Annotated in this window: 19 protein-coding genes and 1 tRNA gene; 6 read left to right on the forward strand and 14 right to left on the reverse strand. The window is 67.7% G+C overall.

What is annotated here, in order from left to right; all coding sequences use genetic code 11:
* The 5 genes from HUU99_RS03015 to HUU99_RS03035 form a co-directional block, all read right to left on the reverse strand.
* Positions 1 to 698: 1-deoxy-D-xylulose-5-phosphate synthase N-terminal domain-containing protein (locus tag HUU99_RS03015; RefSeq protein ID WP_254602886.1), on the reverse strand; the 698-nt coding region annotated here is incomplete at its 3' end.
* Positions 699 to 987: 289 nt separating this feature from the next.
* Positions 988 to 1,170 carry a hypothetical protein gene (locus HUU99_RS03020; protein ID WP_174285104.1) on the reverse strand — a complete coding sequence of 61 codons (183 nt, stop codon included), beginning with the start codon at positions 1,168 to 1,170 and terminating at the stop codon, positions 988 to 990.
* Between the two features lie 12 nt (positions 1,171 to 1,182).
* A complete protein-coding gene (locus HUU99_RS03025; RefSeq protein WP_174285105.1) occupies positions 1,183 to 1,773 on the reverse strand; it encodes a DUF6338 family protein in 591 nt (196 codons plus the stop codon).
* A gap of 140 nt (positions 1,774 to 1,913) precedes the next feature.
* Positions 1,914 to 1,990: transfer RNA gene (locus tag HUU99_RS03030), tRNA-Pro, on the reverse strand.
* A 166-nt stretch (positions 1,991 to 2,156) separates the two neighbouring features.
* Positions 2,157 to 2,465 carry a putative quinol monooxygenase gene (locus tag HUU99_RS03035; RefSeq protein WP_174285106.1) on the reverse strand — a complete coding sequence of 103 codons (309 nt, stop codon included), beginning with the start codon at positions 2,463 to 2,465 and terminating at the stop codon, positions 2,157 to 2,159.
* A gap of 140 nt (positions 2,466 to 2,605) precedes the next feature.
* Between HUU99_RS03035 and yajC the strand changes: the two genes are divergently transcribed.
* From yajC to HUU99_RS03055, 4 genes are read left to right on the forward strand one after another with little or no spacing between them, the layout of a single operon-like run.
* On the forward strand, positions 2,606 to 2,944 hold the full coding sequence (gene yajC / locus HUU99_RS03040) for a preprotein translocase subunit YajC (RefSeq protein ID WP_174285107.1): 339 nt from the start codon (positions 2,606 to 2,608) through the stop codon (positions 2,942 to 2,944).
* A gap of 4 nt (positions 2,945 to 2,948) precedes the next feature.
* Entirely contained in the window at positions 2,949 to 4,535 is a 1,587-nt protein-coding gene (secD, locus tag HUU99_RS03045; protein WP_174285108.1) for a protein translocase subunit SecD, read from the forward strand.
* On the forward strand, positions 4,532 to 5,503 hold the full coding sequence (gene secF, locus HUU99_RS03050; RefSeq protein ID WP_174285109.1) for a protein translocase subunit SecF: 972 nt from the start codon (positions 4,532 to 4,534) through the stop codon (positions 5,501 to 5,503). Before secD ends, secF begins: the two co-directional genes overlap by 4 nt.
* A 21-nt stretch (positions 5,504 to 5,524) precedes the next feature.
* Positions 5,525 to 5,890 (forward strand): MTH938/NDUFAF3 family protein, encoded by a 366-nt coding sequence (locus HUU99_RS03055; protein WP_174285228.1) that lies wholly within the window; start codon positions 5,525 to 5,527, stop codon positions 5,888 to 5,890.
* Here HUU99_RS03055 and HUU99_RS03060 read toward each other — a convergent pair.
* Entirely contained in the window at positions 5,872 to 7,041 is a 1,170-nt protein-coding gene (locus HUU99_RS03060) for a glycosyltransferase (protein WP_174285110.1), read from the reverse strand. The genes HUU99_RS03055 and HUU99_RS03060 overlap by 19 nt on opposite strands.
* 58 nt (positions 7,042 to 7,099) lie before the next feature.
* Complete coding sequence (locus HUU99_RS03065; protein ID WP_174285111.1) at positions 7,100 to 7,924, reverse strand: class I mannose-6-phosphate isomerase; 825 nt, start codon at positions 7,922 to 7,924, stop codon at positions 7,100 to 7,102.
* Positions 7,925 to 8,040: 116 nt separating this feature from the next.
* On the opposite strand from HUU99_RS03065, the gene HUU99_RS03070 reads away from it, so the two are divergent.
* Both HUU99_RS03070 and recN read left to right on the forward strand, forming a co-directional pair.
* Positions 8,041 to 9,075 (forward strand): outer membrane protein assembly factor BamD, encoded by a 1,035-nt coding sequence (locus tag HUU99_RS03070; RefSeq protein WP_174285112.1) that lies wholly within the window; start codon positions 8,041 to 8,043, stop codon positions 9,073 to 9,075.
* Positions 9,076 to 9,238: 163 nt separating this feature from the next.
* Positions 9,239 to 10,897: a DNA repair protein RecN gene (gene recN, locus HUU99_RS03075; protein WP_174285113.1), complete on the forward strand. Its 1,659-nt coding sequence runs from the start codon at positions 9,239 to 9,241 to the stop codon at positions 10,895 to 10,897.
* On the opposite strand, the gene HUU99_RS03080 is transcribed toward recN, so the two are convergent.
* Genes HUU99_RS03080 through cobO form a run of 7 tightly spaced genes read right to left on the reverse strand, consistent with a single transcriptional unit; the run spans position 10,894 to position 16,408 of the window.
* Positions 10,894 to 11,445 carry a histidine phosphatase family protein gene (locus tag HUU99_RS03080; RefSeq protein WP_174285114.1) on the reverse strand — a complete coding sequence of 184 codons (552 nt, stop codon included), beginning with the start codon at positions 11,443 to 11,445 and terminating at the stop codon, positions 10,894 to 10,896. The genes recN and HUU99_RS03080 overlap by 4 nt on opposite strands.
* Positions 11,442 to 12,206 (reverse strand): adenosylcobinamide-GDP ribazoletransferase, encoded by a 765-nt coding sequence (locus HUU99_RS03085; protein WP_254602887.1) that lies wholly within the window; start codon positions 12,204 to 12,206, stop codon positions 11,442 to 11,444. The genes HUU99_RS03080 and HUU99_RS03085 overlap by 4 nt, the downstream gene beginning before the upstream one ends.
* Position 12,207: 1 nt before the next feature.
* Positions 12,208 to 13,215 (reverse strand): nicotinate-nucleotide--dimethylbenzimidazole phosphoribosyltransferase, encoded by a 1,008-nt coding sequence (gene cobT / locus HUU99_RS03090; protein WP_174285116.1) that lies wholly within the window; start codon positions 13,213 to 13,215, stop codon positions 12,208 to 12,210.
* A 16-nt stretch (positions 13,216 to 13,231) separates the two neighbouring features.
* Positions 13,232 to 14,005: an ABC transporter ATP-binding protein gene (locus HUU99_RS03095; protein WP_174285117.1), complete on the reverse strand. Its 774-nt coding sequence runs from the start codon at positions 14,003 to 14,005 to the stop codon at positions 13,232 to 13,234.
* The gene (locus HUU99_RS03100; protein WP_174285118.1) at positions 14,002 to 14,964 is read right to left on the reverse strand and encodes a FecCD family ABC transporter permease; all 963 of its coding nucleotides are present in this window, start codon (positions 14,962 to 14,964) and stop codon (positions 14,002 to 14,004) included. Before HUU99_RS03100 ends, HUU99_RS03095 begins: the two co-directional genes overlap by 4 nt.
* On the reverse strand, positions 14,961 to 15,785 hold the full coding sequence (locus HUU99_RS03105) for an ABC transporter substrate-binding protein (RefSeq protein WP_254602888.1): 825 nt from the start codon (positions 15,783 to 15,785) through the stop codon (positions 14,961 to 14,963). Before HUU99_RS03105 ends, HUU99_RS03100 begins: the two co-directional genes overlap by 4 nt.
* Entirely contained in the window at positions 15,782 to 16,408 is a 627-nt protein-coding gene (cobO, locus tag HUU99_RS03110; RefSeq protein WP_174285119.1) for a cob(I)yrinic acid a,c-diamide adenosyltransferase, read from the reverse strand. Before cobO ends, HUU99_RS03105 begins: the two co-directional genes overlap by 4 nt.
* Between the last annotated feature and the right edge of the window lie 35 nt (positions 16,409 to 16,443).

Here is a 16,443-nt window from a genome sequence, read left to right on the forward strand (position 1 = left end):
GCATAGGTGTCGGTCTTCTTCGCCGCCTCGTGCAGCGGCCGCGGCAGCGCGCGCGCCACCTTCTTCAACAGCTCGCGCAAGCCAAGGAACTCGCGGCTCGACACCATGCGGCTGAGATAGGCCGACAAGCCCCCCACCGGCGGCGCGATCGACATGTCGTTGTCGTTCAGGATCACCACCAGCCGATTGCCGGCGGCCTGCGCATTGTTCATCGCCTCATAGGCCATGCCGGCCGACATCGCGCCGTCGCCGATCACCGCGATCGCCTTCCCCGACGCACCGCTCAGCTTGTTCGCCACCGCGAACCCCAGCGCCGCCGAGATCGAGGTCGACGAATGCGCCGCCCCGAACGGGTCGTACTCGCTCTCGCTGCGCCTGGTGAACCCCGACAACCCGCCGCCCTGCCTGAGCGTGCGGATCCGGTCCCGCCTGCCGGTCAGGATCTTGTGCGGATAGCATTGGTGGCCGACGTCCCACACCAGCCGGTCCCGCGGCGTGTCGAACACGTAATGGATCGCCGTCGTCAGCTCGACCACGCCCAACCCCGAGCCCAGATGCCCCCCCGTCGTCCCGACCGCCGAGATCGTCTCCAGCCGCAACTCGTCCGCCAATTGCCGCAGGTCGGACTGCGGCAGCCCGCGAAGATCGGCGGGGATCGCGATCCGGTCGAGCAAAGGGGTCGGGGGTCGATCACTCATTACGCGGGCTCCTTGCGGCCGCAACTAGCCCAGCTTTCGCCCGTCGCAAATCGGTAACGTCGTGCGAGGGCGTTGGACGGCACGCGCCAAGCGCTTCGCCATCGCCTCCCGCGCGTCCCTCGCGCCGGGGCGGTCGATCCCGACATGCCCGCCGATTTCGTGTCCAAAACGATCGTCGGCGTCCGCGACCTATACCCATAGGGCTTGATTGGCGCGGCGGGCCTTCCCCGCTTGCGACGGTGTTGATCTAGTCGCGCGGTTGGCACCGAACCGCGCGGCTATTTCATTTTTATTTTTTAGGCGGCGATGACGGTGGTTTGACGCCGCTTCCGCCCGAAGGCGGTGTCGCAACGACCTGCGATACCGTAGGCTTATAACCGCCTTGAACTGTGGGTTTCCAACCTTTTTCAACAGGCACGTAGCCTTCGTTCAGTGGGCGCGCGGGAGGGGGATTATCCTTTTTCTCGGTCATGTCGATCGGCTCCTAATAAACTTCGATGAAACGAATATCTTTCCCACAAATTAGGATGCCCCGTGCCGGAATCAAAGGGTGCCAAGGATCGCCGTTATCTGGAACTTCCCAAACTTCCTGAATGAACAAGTCTCGTTCATCGGCGCTTGAGGAAGCAAAAGAGTTTCGTGTCATTTTCCCCGCAACTTGTGAGCCATCGTTAAGCGATATCAAAACCAACGTTTCTTCAACGAGGCTGTCGAACAGATAATCCCACGCTGTTGGAAGATGGTGAGCAAGCTTCAAACCGACTTTGTTAGCTATTTTGTAGGACCATTCCCACTGGTGGACGAATGCGCTGCAAACGCCTACTACGATCGGTATTATAAAGTTTTGTAGTAAGTCGGCCACCCAAACCGATATCGAAATACCATTGGTTACATTGAACAATGGATGAACGACGGCGAAATACGCCGTTGAAATTACTGCGTATGCAATCAGACGATCTTTGAGGTCTGGCATCGATCCGGTAATTGCGCGAGTTCGAATAGCTGCAATAATTAAGCCGGGCGCTAAAAGGCTCACCAGCCTTATCGTTTCGGTCGCGCTTGGGAACTCGCTCATCGATTCCGTTTATCAGAATGCAGACCCGGCGGACAATCATTCCTTGGCCGTGCGAAGCGATCGATCGCGCGAACTGCTATCCATATGCTACCCGCAAGCCGCGCCGGGCGGGATAGCTGTCGCCAACTCATTGAAATTCTTGGTCGGGGCGACAGGATTCGAACCTGCGACCCCCACACCCCCAGTGTGATGCGCTACCAGGCTGCGCTACGCCCCGACCGAGGGTGTCCGCCGGACACCCGAGCCGCGCGCCCTACGCGCCGTGGCCGGGCGATGCAAGATATTCGCTTCCGATCGTCATCCCGGGCTCGTCCCGGCATCCAGCGTTACAGGCGATGTCGCTCGCGGCTCTGGATGCCGGGACGCGGCCGGCATGACGGAGATCAATCCCCGATCAGCGTGCGCCAGAATTGGCCGTCCCAGGCCTTCACGCTCACATCCTCCACGGCATAGTCGCGCAAGGATCGGCCGAATGCCTTTTGATGCGGCTGATCGCCATGCGCGGCGAGCGCCTCGGGCGAGGCCCAGCGTTCGCTGATCCGGATCGTGTCGGGTTCGGCGGCGTCGAACGCGAAGCTGTAATGTTCGCAGCCATCCTCCGCCCCGACATCGGCCATGTGCTTGACCATCACGTCCCTCGCCCTGGCCGCTTCGCCCGCCTTCATGCGGATATGGCCCATCACCAGGATCATCCTCGCTCTCCTTTTCGCGTACCCTTGCGGGCCCGCATAGCGCGGTCCGGTCGGTTGCGCGAGCGGGCGTCCGGTGATAGCGGGCGGCGCATCTTTCGAGCGGGCACAGTCCGCCTGCCGCACCAACATGTCGGGATCCCATGCTCATTTCCCCAGCCTATGCCCAGGCCGCCGCCGGTGCCGCGCCGGGCGGTCTCGCGTCGATCGTCAGCTTCCTGCCGCTCGTCCTCGTCTTCATCGTCTTCTATTTCCTGATGATCCGCCCGCAGCAAAAGCGCGTGCGGATGCTGCAGACCGCGGTGGCGGCGGTGAAGAAGAACGATAATGTCGTGACCGCGGGCGGCATCGTCGGCAAGGTGACGCGCGTCGAGGATTCGCATGTCGAGGTCGAGATCGCACCCAACGTCCGCATCCGCGTGGTGAAGGCGACGCTGGCCGAGGTCCTGACGCCCGCGTCGGCCAAGCCCGCGAACGACTGACTCCATGCTCGATTTCCCGCGCTGGAAGATCGCGTCGATCATCGGCCTACTGGCGGTGCTGTGCGCGCTCGCGATCCCGAGTTTCCTGCCCGAACACGTGACCGACCGCTGGCCGGTGCATCCGCGGATCAACAAGGGGCTCGACCTCGCGGGCGGCAGCTATCTGCTGCTCGAGGCGGACACCGCCGATCTGGCGAACACCCGCATCGAGACGATGCGCGACCAGGTCGCGACCGAGATGCGTCGCGGCACGCCGTCGATCCAGATCGGCGACATCTCGGTGCGCAACGGCCAACTCAGCTTCATGCTGCGCGATCCGAGCCAGGTCGATGCGGCGCGCGAGCGGCTGCTGACGATCACCGGCGGCGGTGCCGGGATGACCGGGCAGCGGCAATGGGACATCGGCGTCGTCGATACCAGCCGCTTCGTGCTGACCCCGACCCAGGCCGGGCTGACGCAGGCGATCCAGATCGCGATGCAGGACGCGACCGAGGTCGTGCGCCGCCGCATCGACGAACTGGGCACGCGCGAGCCGACCATCGTCCAGCAGGGCGACAACCGCATCGTCGTGCAGGTGCCGGGGTTACAGAACCCGCAGGCGCTGAAGGACCTGCTCGGCAAGACCGCGAAGCTGGAATTCAAGCTGGTCGATCAGACCGCGAATCCGGTCGACGTCGCGAAGGGCATCGCCCCGCTGGGCAGCCAGATCCTGCCGTTGCAGCAGGGAGGTTTCATCGCGGTAAAGCGTTCAGCGATCATCACCGGCGACCAGCTGTCCGACGCGCGGCAGAGCTTCGATCAACAGTCCAACGCGCCCAACATCACGATCACGTTCAACAGCCAGGGCGGCAGCCGTTTCGCACGGGTGACGCAGGAGAATGTCGGCAAGCCGTTCGCCATCATCATCGACAACAAGGTGATCTCGGCCCCCACCATCGAGACCGCGATCCTGGGCGGCAGCGCGGTCATCACCGGTAACTATACCGTGCAGAGCGCGAACGAGATGGCCATCGCGCTCCGCTCGGGCAAGCTGGCGATCGGGCTCAAGGTCATCGAAGAGTCGACGGTGCGCGCCGAACTCGGCGACGATTCGATCCGGGCGGGCGTTCTCGCCTCCGCGGTCGCGGTCGCGTTGGTGGTCGTGTTCATGTTCATGACCTATGGCCGGTTCGGTTTCTATGCGAACCTCGCGGTCGTCATCAACGTCTTCGTCATCCTGGGCGTGCTCGCGCTCATCAATGGCACGCTGACGTTACCGGGGATCGCGGGTTTCGTGCTGACGATCGGCACTGCGGTCGACGCGAACGTTCTCATCAACGAACGCATTCGAGAGGAACGGCGGCGCGGGCGTAGCATCGTGCAGTCCGTCGAACTCGGCTATAAGGAAGCCAGCCGGACGATCTTCGAAGCGAACATGACGCATGGCATATCGGCGGTCATCATGTTCGTCCTCGGCTCCGGGCCGGTGAAGGGATTCGCGGTCGTGCTCTTGATCGGCATCGCGACATCGGTCTTCACCGCGGTGACGTTCACGCGCATGCTGGTCGCGATGTGGATCCGCCGCAACAAGCCGAAGACGATGAACATATGAAACTGCTCAAGCTCGTCCCCGACAACACGAACATCGACTTCGTGTCCTTACGCAAATGGGCGTTCGGGCTGACGCTGCTGCTGTCGATCGTTGCGGTCGGGCTCGTCGTCGCGCGCGGCCTGAACTTCGGCGTCGATTTCAAGGGCGGCCTGATGATCGAGGAGAAGTTCGCCTCCGCCCCCGATCTCGACCGCGTCCGCACCACCATCGACCGGCTGAACTACGGTGAGGCCGCGCTGCAGCAATATGCCGATGCGACGATCGTCTCGATCCGCCTGCCGGTGCAGCAAAGTGCCGACGAAGGTGCGACCAACGCCGTCGTGAAGACGGTCGAGGCGACGCTGGCCAAGGCGTTCCCGGGTGCCACCTTCACGCGCTATTCCACCGTGTCGGGCAAGGTGTCGGGCGAATTGGTGCGGAGCGGAATGCTGGCCGTCGCGCTGGCGGTGCTCGGCATCGGGCTGTTCGCGATGCTGCGATTCGAATGGCAGTTCGGCGTGTCGACCGTCGTCGCGATCGTCCACGATCTGCTGATGACGCTCGGCTTCTTCGCGCTGACCCGGTTCGAATTCGACCTGAACATCATCGCGGCGATACTGACGATCATCGGCTATTCGATCAACGACAAGATCGTGATCGACGACCGGATCCGCGAGAACATGCGCCGCTATCGCAAGATGGACATGCGCGAGATCATCAACCTGTCGGTCAACGAAACGCTGCCGCGGACGGTGATGACGTCGGCGACGATCCTGCTCGCGCTGTTCGCGCTCCTGCTGCTCGGCGGACATGTGTTGCGCGGGTTCACCGCGGCGATGATCCTGGGTATCTTCGTCGGGACCTATTCGTCGATCTACGTTTCGTCGTCGCTGCTCATCACGCTCGGTCTGCGCGCGGAACCGACGCGCGCACGGCCGGGGACGCTCGACAATGCCGAGCGGGTCGGGCCGAAGCGCGACGTGCGCTGACATGGGGATGGCCGCGTGAGGATGGACCGGGCGAGCGGTGCGGACGGTCCGCTCGTCTCGTCGATCGGCCCGCAGGGGTTCCGGGTCGATGACGGCTATTACTCCGCCCTGCTGCTGACCCCGGCGCGGGCCGACCTGTGGTCGCCGCCGTCGATCGAGACGCTGGATATCGATGCGCTTGCGGCGCTGGTCGCGATGCGGCCCGAGTTCATCCTGATCGGCACCGGGGCGAACCTGGTCCGGCCGCCGGTCGCGCTGATCCGGGCGCTCGAGGCGCAGGAGATCGGTGTCGAGGCCATGGACAGCCGTGCCGCCGCGCGCGCCTGGGGCGTCCTGCGTGCCGAACGACGGGCGATCGCCGCGGCGCTTTATCCTCTGGCCGAATAGCGTGCGACCAGTCCGGTCAGGTGCGCATGCAGCGCATCGGTATTCGCCTGCCACGTAAATCCCATAGCATATCGCCGAACGGTTTCCGCCGCTGGCGGATCGGCGAGCAACGCGACGATCGCGTCGGCGAAAGCATCCGGGGTCCGCGCCACGACCCGCCCCGAGTCGTCGCCCGTCACCACCTCACGCGCGCCGCCCGCGTCGGTGATGACGATGGGTGTGCCGCAGGCAAGCGATTCGACCCAGACGTTCGCCAACCCTTCGGACGACGACGCGAGCGCCATCGCATCGGCGGCGGCGAACAGCGCCGGCAGATCGGCATGCGGCACCGCGCCGAGCAGCCGGACGCGATCGCTCACGCCGACATGGTCGATCAGGCCCTGCAGTCGGGTACGCTCCGGCCCTTCGCCCGCGATTCGCAGTGAAACGCCCGGCAACCGCGCGACCGCTTCGATGACGATGTCGTGCCCCTTGCGCGGGATCAGCGCGCCGACCGCGACGACCAGCGGCCCGGTCATCCCGAGCGCGCGTTTGCCCAAAGTCCGGTCGGCAGGTGCGAATCGGTCGAGATCGACACCCGTGCGATGCACGCGGATCCGATCCGCGGGCATCCCGAGCGCGACCATGTCCGCCTTCATCGCCTGCGACACGGCCAGCAGACCCACCGCCGCTCTCCCCGCCGCCGCCACTTGCGCGCCGGTCCTGGATGTCGTGCCCCAGTGATGGATGTCGGCACCCCGCGCCTTGATCGATACCGGCACGCCGTAACGACGACCGAGCGCGACCGCGGCCGGTCCATCGGGAAAGAAGAACGAGGCGTCGATCACGTCGAACCTACCGGCGACGGAATCGAGCACCCGCGCCACCGCTTTCTCGACCGCACGTGCATGAAACCGCCCGTCGGTGAACGGCCAAACCGTGAAGCGCGGGCGGTGGACGGTGACGCCCTTCCAGTCCTCGACCAACGGCAGTGCGGCGAGCGGCGCGTATCGCCCGATCGCCGGGCCCGGCGGCAACCCGATCGGTGCGACGACGGTCAGCGCGACATCGTCCCGCGCGGCGAGGCTCAGCGTCTGCCGCTCCACGAACACGCCGAAATTGGGGCGCGAGACGTCCGGGAAGAGGGTCGAGAGGGTTACGACGCGGAGCATGTCCCGGGAAGCCTAGCGGGTAAACGTAAATTCCTCCTCGTGCCGGGGAGGATTTAAGTTACAGCCGCGTCGTCCCCGGATATGCGACCAGCACGTCCGCATCCTCGCTCGTCCGCACCGTCTCGCTACCCGTCATCGTCGCGCATTCGCCCGCCTTGACGGTTACGTCCGCAACCGATCCCTCGCCCTTGATCGGCACGATCCAGGCGGTGGTGCCTTCGGGTAGTGAGACCTGGTGGTCGCCGCCCGACCAGCGTTCCAGGACGAATTTCGGCCCCTCGACCAGGATCGTGCGATCCGGCGCGACCTGTCCGGGGGAGACGATCGGGGCATACGGCACCGGGTTCGCGACCGCGATCCCGTCTTTCAGGTGCAATTCGCGGTCGCTGCCATAATCGTACAGCCGATAGGTCGTTTCCGAATTCTGCTGCACCTCGATACAGGTCAGCCCGCCGCCGATCGCATGGATCGTCCCGCTCGCGCAGTACATGAAATCGCCCGCCTTCACCGGCTTCCAATCGAGATCGTCCTCGATCGATCCGTCGAGCGCATCCGCACGCAGCGTATCGCGCGACATCGACACCTTCGTACCCACCGCGATCACGGCATCGGGGTCGGCCTGCAGGATCGTCCAGCATTCGTCCTTGCCGCGCGGCAGGCCGCGTTCATGCGCCTGGTCGTCGTCGGGGTGGACCTGCACCGACAATTTCTCGCCGGGAAACAGATATTTGATCAGCAGATCGGGCTTCGTATCACCCGGCTCCTGGAACCAGACCTCGCCGATCGGCGCATCGTCCGGCCTGGGGTTCTCGAACCCCGGAAACAGGTCGTGCCGCCCCCATGGCTTCTCGACACGGTGGGTCTGGAGCAGCGTGGCGGGCATGGCGAAACGTCCTTTCGGGATGGGATCGCCAGCGCGAACGCGCGATCATGGCCCCACGATCCGTCGGGCGTAAAGCTATTGTTCGCGGAGGGGCGGGTGCGCTAAGGACTGCGGCGATGCGTACCCCCAAGTCCCGCGCGCTGTCCCTCGCGCTCGTCGCCGCCCTGGCGTTCCCAATCGCCGGGTGCGCCCGCAACAGCCGTGCAAAGGGCGATACGCCCTATGTCGCGCGCGACGTGGGCACGTTGTATACCGCGGCGAAGAAGCGGCTGGATACGGGGCAGTACAAGGCCGCGGCCGTGCTGTTCGACGAGGTGGAGCGTCAGCATCCCTATTCGATCTGGGCACGCCGTGCGCAGTTGATGAGCGCGTACAGCTATTATCTCGACAGCAGCTATACCGAATCGATCCAGTCGGCGCAGCGTTTCCTGTCGGTCCATCCCGGCAATCGCGACGCGCCCTATGCCTATTACCTGATCGCGCTCGGCTATTACGAACAGATCCGCGACGTGACCCGCGACCAGAAGATCACGCGCCAGGCGCTCGATGCGCTGGGCGAGCTGGTCCGCCGCTATCCGACGACGCGCTATGCCGAGGATGCGCGGCTGAAGATCGACCTGGTGCAAGACCATCTCGCGGGCAAGGAGATGGAAGTCGGCCGCTTCTACGAAACCCGCGGCCAGTGGCTCGCGGCAACGCTGCGTTTCCGGACCGTGGTGGACGACTATCAGACGACGACCCATGTGCCCGAGGCGCTGATGCGGTTGACGGAGACCTATATGCGGCTCGGCGTGCCGATCGAAGCGGAGAAGGCCGCCGCGGTCCTCGGCCATAACTATCCGGGCACCGACTGGTACGGCCATGCCTTCAAGCTGGTGAAGGACCATCCCTTCACCCGCGTCGCGCCGATCCCGGCGGGTCAGCCGATCGTCGCGCAGGGTACGCCCGGATCGGTGTCGTTCGGCTCGGTCAACACCGTTGCGCCGACGCCCAAGGTGCCCCCCGCCGGTGGAGGGCCCAACAGCACCGCCGCGCCCGCCCCCTCGACCCCCGCTACCACCGGCGGATCGAGCCCGTCGGGCACCACCGGCACCGCGACGCCGGGCGCGCCCGCGCCGGGAACGACGCCGGGAACGACGCCGGGAACATGATGCTTCTCTCGGTTCTCCTGCGAATGCAGGAGTCCGGGGTGACGCGCGAAACACCTGTGATCCCAGGCTCCTGCTTTCGCAGGAGAACGGAAAACGGCGTGCTTGCGAACAGCGGAACGAAAAGGGGTCAACTTCGCTGCGCTATCCGTTAAGGAGAGCAACGATGCTGACCGCGCTTTCCATCCGCGACGTGGTGCTGATCGAGGCGCTCGATCTCGATTTCCACGACGGCCTCGGCGTGCTCACCGGCGAAACCGGTGCCGGCAAGTCGATCCTGCTCGATGCGCTCGGACTGGCGCTTGGCGCGCGGGGCGACAGCGGGCTCGTCCGTCACGGAGCGGCGCAGGCAGCGGTCACCGCGATCTTCGACCCGCCGGACGGCACGCTGGCCGCGATGCTGGAGGAGAACGGGATCGAGATCGAGGCGGGCGAACCGCTGATCGTCCGCCGTCTGGTCAAGGCCGATGGGGGCAGCCGCGGTTTCGTCAACAACCAGCCCGCCTCCGCCGCCCTGCTGCGCGAGATCGCACCACACCTGGTCGAGATCCACGGTCAGCACGACGATCGCGGTCTGCTCGCCCCGTCCGGGCACCGCGCGCTGCTCGACATGTTCGGGCGGGTCGACACCGCGCCGATCGCCGCCGCCTGGCGCGCGCTTCACGCGGCGAACGCGACGCTCGCGGCGGCGCGGGCGGAGATCGATAGCGCGGCGCGCGACCGCGAATGGCTGGAACATGCGGTCGGCGAACTGACCGCGCTGGCCCCCGTTCCCGGCGAGGAGGCGACGCTGGCTGATACCCGCCGGGCGATGCAGCGCGCGGAAAAGGTGTCCGGCGAACTGGAGGCGATCGCCGCGTTCCTCGACGGATCGGACGGCGCGCTTGCGCGGCTGCGGCAGGCGGCGCGCGTGATCGAGCGAGTCGCCGGTGAGCATGACGCGCTGGCCGACGCGCTGGCGGCATTGGACCGCGCGGTGATCGAGGGCGACCTGGTCGAGGACAAATTGCGCGAGGCGCGCGGCGCGCTGGTGCACGATCCGCGCGCGCTCGAGGATGACGAGGCGCGGCTGTTCGAACTCCGCGCGATGGCACGCAAGCACCGGGTGCCGCCCGACGACCTCGCCGTGCTGGCGACCGACCTGCGCATGCGGCTCGAACGGCTGGACGCAGGCGAGGACGGCATCGCGTCGATCGAGGCGGAGGTGAAGGCCGCGCGCGCCGAATACGATACCGCCGCCGCCGCCGTGACCGCAGAGCGCCAGGCCGCCGCAGCGCGGCTCGATACCGCGGTCGCCGGCGAACTCGCGCCGCTCAAGCTGGACGCCGCGCGCTTCCGGACCGCGGTCGCGCCACTGGCCGCGGAGGGGTGGTCCGGCGCGGGCAAGGACCGGGTCGAGTTTCTGATCGCGACTAACCCCGGCGCGCCGTTCGCCCCGCTGATGAAGATCGCGAGCGGGGGCGAATTGTCGCGTTTCATCCTGGCGCTCAAGGTTGCACTGGCGGAGAAAGGTGGCGCGGCGACGATGATCTTCGACGAGATCGATCGCGGCGTCGGCGGCGCGGTCGCGTCCGCAATCGGCGAGCGGCTCGCCCGACTGGCGATGGGCACGCAATTGCTGGTCGTCACCCACAGCCCGCAAGTCGCGGCGCGGGGGGGGGCGCATTTGCTGATCGCCAAGCGCCACGACGGTCTTGTTACGCGGACCGGCGTGCGGATGCTCGACGAGGGAGAACGCCGCGAGGAGATCGCACGGATGCTGTCGGGGGCGACGATCACCGACGAAGCGCGCGCGCAGGCGGATCGGCTGCTCGAGGCGGCCTAGTCGCGAGCGACTTCGACGATCGCGCCGCATGCGGGGATGTGCGCGACCATCCGTTCGAGCGGATCGCCGGCGAGCCAGGCACGAGCCGCAGCGATCGACCCGCCATGCGCGACGACGACCGTCACGCCCCCACGCGGCAAGTCATGCCATGCGGCGGCGGCGCGCGTCGCGATATCGGCACCGGTCTCGCCACCGCCCGGGCGAAAGCCGGCGGGATCGGTCATCATCCGGTCCATCGCGTCCCCCGTCTCGCGCCAGATCGAATGCCAGCGCCGCCCCTCCCAGCCACCGAAGTCGCGCTCGCGCCAGCGGGGGTCGGCGATCGCCGGACAGCCGGCGGTCCGCGCGATCGCCGCGGCCAGAGGACGCGTGCGCCGCATGTCGGAATGCACCACCGCGGTGACGCCCCGCCCGGCGATATCGGCGACGATCGCGCGCGCCATCGCCGCTCCCGCCCGGCCGAGCCCCATATCCGATCGCCCGTAGCAGCGCCCGGCCCAAGTGCCCGCCACCGGCGGATGCCGCAGCAGCAGGACGCGACCGCTCACCCCGCCGTTACCGCCAGGAGCATGACCAATTGGCCTGCATAGGCGGCGAACCCCAGGCAATCGCCGGTACTGCCGCCGATCCGCCGTTTGAGCGCGCGTGCCAGCCACGACAGCAGGACCGCGGCCACGACCATCGCCACTACGACGGCCGGCGGCCGCATGTAGGTGATCGCGAAAAGACCGGGAATGGTCAGGCCGAACGCCGTCCACGGCGTACCCCGCCGCGTTCCGCCGATATCCTTTGCCAGGCCGCCTTCGAACGGCGCGGGGGGTGCCATCGTCATCAGCAACACCGCGCAGCACCGCCCGAACGCCGCCGCGCCGACCATCGCGGCGGTCGCGAGCATCGGCGGCAGCGCGGCGGTCGTGGCTATGCGGAGCGCGACCGCAAGCCCGAGGCCGAGCGCGCCATAGCTGCCGATCCGGCTGTCCTTCATGATCCGGCGGATATCCTCCGCGCTGCGTCCGCTGCCGCCGAAGCCGTCGCAGAAATCCGCGACCGCATCTTCGTGGAACGCCCCGGTCCACCAGGCCTCGACCCCGATCGCGACGATCGCCGCGATGAGCGGTGGCCAGAGCATCCGCGCCCCGGCGAAGACCAGCGCGGTGACCAACCCGATTCCCGCCCCGACGAGCGGCAGCCAGCCCGTGGCGCGGACCAGCCCTTCGCGCGTCTGGTCGGCGGTCAGCCGATCGAGCCACGGGACCGGCACGCGGGTCAGGAACTGCACCGCGAGCAGCGGGGGGGCCCAGAAGGGCATGTCAGTCCTCACGCACCGCGCCGATCGACTCGAGCCGCGCGACACCGGTCAGCAACGCCGCCGCAGAATCGAGCAACGGCAGCGCGACCAGCGCACCGCTGCCTTCGCCCAGCCGCATCCCCCAGTCGAGGATCGGCACGAGCGCGAGTTCCGCCAGCGCGGCACCATGACCCGGCTCGGCCGACCGATGCCCCGCGATCATCGCGCGGGCCGTGCCCGGTGCCAGTCGCTCGGCCACCAGCGCCGCCGCGGTCGCGACATAGCCGTCGATCAGCAAGGTGACCCCCGCCGCCGCCGCCGCCGCATAGAAGCCAGCCATCGCCGCGATCTCATGACCGCACACGCTCGCGATGCCGTCGCGGTCGCCCATCGTCCGCGCGCGGTCCACCGCCGCGCGGACGATCGGCCGCTTCGCCGCCATGACCGAATCGTCCGCCCCGGCCCCACGCCCGACCGCCGCGTCCGGTTCGATCCCCGCGAGCAGCGCGGTCAGACAAGCGGCAGGCGTCGTGTTGCCGATCCCCATCTCGCCGGCGATCAGCACCCGTGCTCCCTCGCCGACCGCGCGTTCGGCCTCCTCGACGCCGACGCGCCAGGCGGCGTCGAACTGTGCGGGCGTCATCGCCGGCCGGTGCGCGAGGCTGTCGGTGCCGTCCGCCACCCGTGCGTCGCGAAAAAAGGCGGGCGGTGAATCGACCCGCGGTCCGGCCATCCCGACATCGACGAGCCGGAGCGGACAATCCTGCGCCGCGGCGAGTGCGCTGCTCGTCGCCCTGCCCGCCAGGATCGCCGCGACCATCATCTCCGTCACCGCGGACGGCCAGGCGGACACGCCGTCCGCCACGCAACCATGATCGCCCGCGAACAGCACCAGCCGCCGCGGCCGGGTCGACGGATCGATCCGACGCTGCGTCATCGCCAGCGCGACCGCGATGTCCTCCAGCCGCCCCATGCTGCCCCGTGGCTTCGCCAGCGCATCCAGATGCGCGCGGATATCGTCTTCGGTCATGGTCCCTCCTGCGGACTTACCGCACCCCGGTCGGCAGGATATAGCGCGCGCCGCCGGGCGTCCGCCCGATCTCGACCGCGATGCCGTACGTCTCGCCGATCAGCGGCGCGGTGAGCACGTCGTCCGCCGGTCCCGCCGCGACCACCCGCCCGTTCTTCAGCAACACGACGTCGTCGGCCAAGCGCGCGGCCAGCCCGAGATCGTGCACGACCAGCACGACCCCGCGCCCCGCCGCCGCCACGCTGCGCAGCATCGCCGCAACATCGATCTGGTGCGCCGGGTCGAGACTGGCGAGCGGTTCGTCCGCCAGAAGCCAGTCCGGCTCCCCCGCCAGCACGCGCGCGAGCAGCACCCGGCCGCGTTCGCCCCCCGACAGATGCTCGACGCCGCGCATGGCCAGCCCCGCGACATCGGTCGCCGCCATCGCCCGCTCGATCGCGCCGCGATCCGCCGCCGTCTCCCCCCAGCGTCCGCGGTGCGGCAAGCGGCCGAGTCCGACCAGCGTTCGCACGTCCACGTTCCAATGCACGTCGCCCGCCTGCGGCAGCAGCCCGATCCGCCGCCCCCGATCGCGCCGGTCGAGCGCCGCGACATCGACCCCGTCCAGCGTCGCGGTCCCGCGATCGGGTATGCGAAGCGCCGCGAGACAGGCGAGCAGGCTGCTCTTGCCGGCCCCGTTCGCGCCGAGCAATGCGGTCACCCGGCCCCGTTCGAACCGCAACGACACCGCGTCGAGCACGCGCGCGCCGCCGAGCGTCAGGCCGAGCGCCGACGTGGCGAGAATACTCATGCCAGCCCCCGGCGCATGCGGACCAGCAGAACCAGGAAGAACGGGCCGCCCAGCAACGACATCGCGATCCCGAGCCGAAGCTCGCTGACGGTGGGTGCGATCCGCACCAGGCTGTCCGCCAGCGTCACCAGCAACGCGCCGCCGAGCGCGGACGGCAGCAGGATCGCCGAGGGTCGGCTCCCGACGAACGGTCGGACCAGATGCGGGACGATCAGCCCGACGAACCCGATCACCCCCGCCGCCGCCACCGCCGCACCGACGGTCAGCGCGGTGCCGGCGATCACCGCCAACTGCAACCGTCGCGGATCGATGCCGATCGACCGCGCCGCCGCCTCGCCGAGCGTCAGCGCGTCGAGCGAACACGCCGTCGTCGCCAGGATCGCCGAACCGATCGCGATCAGCGGCACCGCGACCTGCACGTCGTTCCAGCTTCGATCGGTCAGCGCGCCCATCAGCCAGGTCACGATCTCCGATGCGACGAACGGCGTCGGCGCGAGGCTGATCGCGAGCGCGGTCATCGATCCGGCGATGCTCGTCAGGATCAGCCCGGCGAGGGTGAACAGCACCAGGCTGCCCGATCGCCCGGCGATCATCGCCAGCAACGCCATCGTCACCCCCGCGCCGGTCAGCGCGAAGGCGGGCAACAGCCACGCCTGCGCCGCATAGCCGAAGAACAACGACAGCACCGCGCCCAGCGCCGCGCCGGACGACACGCCGAACAATCCCGGATCGGCGAGCGGATTGCGCAGATACCCCTGCATTACCGCCCCCGACAGCCCGAGCGCCGCGCCGATCGCCAGCGCCAGCACCGTCCGCGGCAAACGGAGTTCGACGATGATGATCGACCGCGGGTCGGCCGCGGTCCAGGCGTCGAGCGGGACCCACACTTTCCCCGCCGCCACCGACAGCGTGGCGGCAAACAGGATCAGGACCAGCAGGCCGATCGTCAGCCGCGTCACCGCGTCACCTCGCTGCGGACCGTCCGCAACCGCGTCATCGCGGCGACGATCGTCGGGCCGCCGCAGCTCAGCAACCGGCTCTGATAGGGCGCGACGACGATCCGCTTCGCCAGCCGCGCCATCGCCGGGTGGCTGGTCATCCGATCGGTTCCCGTTTCCGCCGCGCCGACCGACAGGAGCACGTGCGGCGGGCGGGCGACGAGATATTCCAGCGGCAGCACGTCCCATTGCTTCAGCCCGTACGCCGCGCTCATGTTGCGGAACCCCGCGCGCGTCATCAGGTCGTCGGCAAGCGTTCCCGATCCGGGCACCAACCCCCCGGCCTGCCAGATCAACGCCGGTATACGCGCACCCGCGACCGGCCGTGCCGCCGCGTCGATCGCCGCGGCCAGGGTCTGGCCCCGCGTCGGGTGCCCGACAAGTGCGGCGATATCGCGCACCTGCGCCTCGCTTTCCGTCACGGTCGACGGCACCGGATATTGCACCAGCCGGATATGCATCCGATCGAGCGCCATCGTCGTCGCGGGCGACACATGGGCGCTCGACAACACGATGTCGGGGGCGAGCGCCACGACCTCTTCCGCCGTGCCCGACGTCGCCTTGAAGCGGTTCGCGAGCGCGAGGCCGATCGACGTCGCGCGCGGGTCCTGCGAATAATGGCTGATGCCCGCGATCTGCGACGGATCGGCGACGTGCATCAGTACCGCATCGATGCACGGGTTGATCGACACGATCCGCGGTTCACGCGGCGGCGCTGACCCCATCAGCGCGGCGATCGGCAGCAGGGCAGCGGCTCGTGCAAGTGAGCGCGGTCGGATCAATATTCGACCCCCTTCTGCGCCATGAAGCCCGCGTGGAACGGATGCCGCACTTCGGTGAAGTCGGTCACGAGATCGGCGATCGCGAGCAGCTCGGGCTTCGCATCGCGGCCTGTGATGCAGACATGCTTGGTGAGCGGGCGGTCCTTCATGAACATGACGATCTCCGCGACCGGCAGCGTATCGTCGCGAAGCACGATGTTGAGTTCGTCGAGAATCACGAAATCATAGGCGGGATCGAGGATCATGTCCTTCGACCGCTCCCACGCCGCGCGCGCCGCCGCGATATCGCGCGCGCGGTCCTGCGTGTCCCAGGTGAAGCCCTCGCCCATCACCTCGAAGATCGCAAGATCGGGGTTCGCTTCGAAGAAATTGCGCTCCCCCGTCTCCCATTTGCCCTTCACATATTGCAGGATCGCGACATTCATGCCCCAGCCGATGCTGCGGATCGCCATCCCGAACGCGCTCGACGACTTGCCCTTGCCGTTGCCGGTATGGACGATCAGCAGCCCACGCTCCAGCGTCCGCCGCGCCATCATCTTCTCGCGCGCGGCGGACAGCCGTTTCATCCGCGCATTGTGGCGGGCATGGTCCTCCGGTGTCTCGACGGGTGGAACCTCGGTCATCGGCGATACTTCCGGCAATGCGGCGGAGGGACGGG

Source organism: Sphingomonas bacterium, from assembly GCF_903642285.1.
Lineage (GTDB): Bacteria > Pseudomonadota > Alphaproteobacteria > Sphingomonadales > Sphingomonadaceae > Sphingomonas.

What these genes read in the sequence shown, in the direction of transcription:
- HUU99_RS03020 (WP_174285104.1), bottom strand. Translation starts at nt 1,170, where the DNA reads ATGACCGAGAAAAAGGATAATCCCCCTCCCGCGCGCCCACTGAACGAA.
- HUU99_RS03025 (WP_174285105.1), bottom strand. Translation starts at nt 1,773, where the DNA reads ATGAGCGAGTTCCCAAGCGCGACCGAAACGATAAGGCTGGTGAGCCTT.
- HUU99_RS03035 (WP_174285106.1), bottom strand. Translation starts at nt 2,465, where the DNA reads ATGATCCTGGTGATGGGCCATATCCGCATGAAGGCGGGCGAAGCGGCC.
- yajC (WP_174285107.1), top strand. Translation starts at nt 2,606, where the DNA reads ATGCTCATTTCCCCAGCCTATGCCCAGGCCGCCGCCGGTGCCGCGCCG.
- secD (WP_174285108.1), top strand. Translation starts at nt 2,949, where the DNA reads ATGCTCGATTTCCCGCGCTGGAAGATCGCGTCGATCATCGGCCTACTG.
- secF (WP_174285109.1), top strand. Translation starts at nt 4,532, where the DNA reads ATGAAACTGCTCAAGCTCGTCCCCGACAACACGAACATCGACTTCGTG.
- HUU99_RS03055 (WP_174285228.1), top strand. Translation starts at nt 5,525, where the DNA reads ATGGACCGGGCGAGCGGTGCGGACGGTCCGCTCGTCTCGTCGATCGGC.
- HUU99_RS03060 (WP_174285110.1), bottom strand. Translation starts at nt 7,041, where the DNA reads ATGCTCCGCGTCGTAACCCTCTCGACCCTCTTCCCGGACGTCTCGCGC.
- HUU99_RS03065 (WP_174285111.1), bottom strand. Translation starts at nt 7,924, where the DNA reads ATGCCCGCCACGCTGCTCCAGACCCACCGTGTCGAGAAGCCATGGGGG.
- HUU99_RS03070 (WP_174285112.1), top strand. Translation starts at nt 8,041, where the DNA reads ATGCGTACCCCCAAGTCCCGCGCGCTGTCCCTCGCGCTCGTCGCCGCC.
- recN (WP_174285113.1), top strand. Translation starts at nt 9,239, where the DNA reads ATGCTGACCGCGCTTTCCATCCGCGACGTGGTGCTGATCGAGGCGCTC.
- HUU99_RS03085 (WP_254602887.1), bottom strand. Translation starts at nt 12,206, where the DNA reads ATGCCCTTCTGGGCCCCCCCGCTGCTCGCGGTGCAGTTCCTGACCCGC.
- cobT (WP_174285116.1), bottom strand. Translation starts at nt 13,215, where the DNA reads ATGACCGAAGACGATATCCGCGCGCATCTGGATGCGCTGGCGAAGCCA.
- HUU99_RS03095 (WP_174285117.1), bottom strand. Translation starts at nt 14,005, where the DNA reads ATGAGTATTCTCGCCACGTCGGCGCTCGGCCTGACGCTCGGCGGCGCG.
- cobO (WP_174285119.1), bottom strand. Translation starts at nt 16,408, where the DNA reads ATGACCGAGGTTCCACCCGTCGAGACACCGGAGGACCATGCCCGCCAC.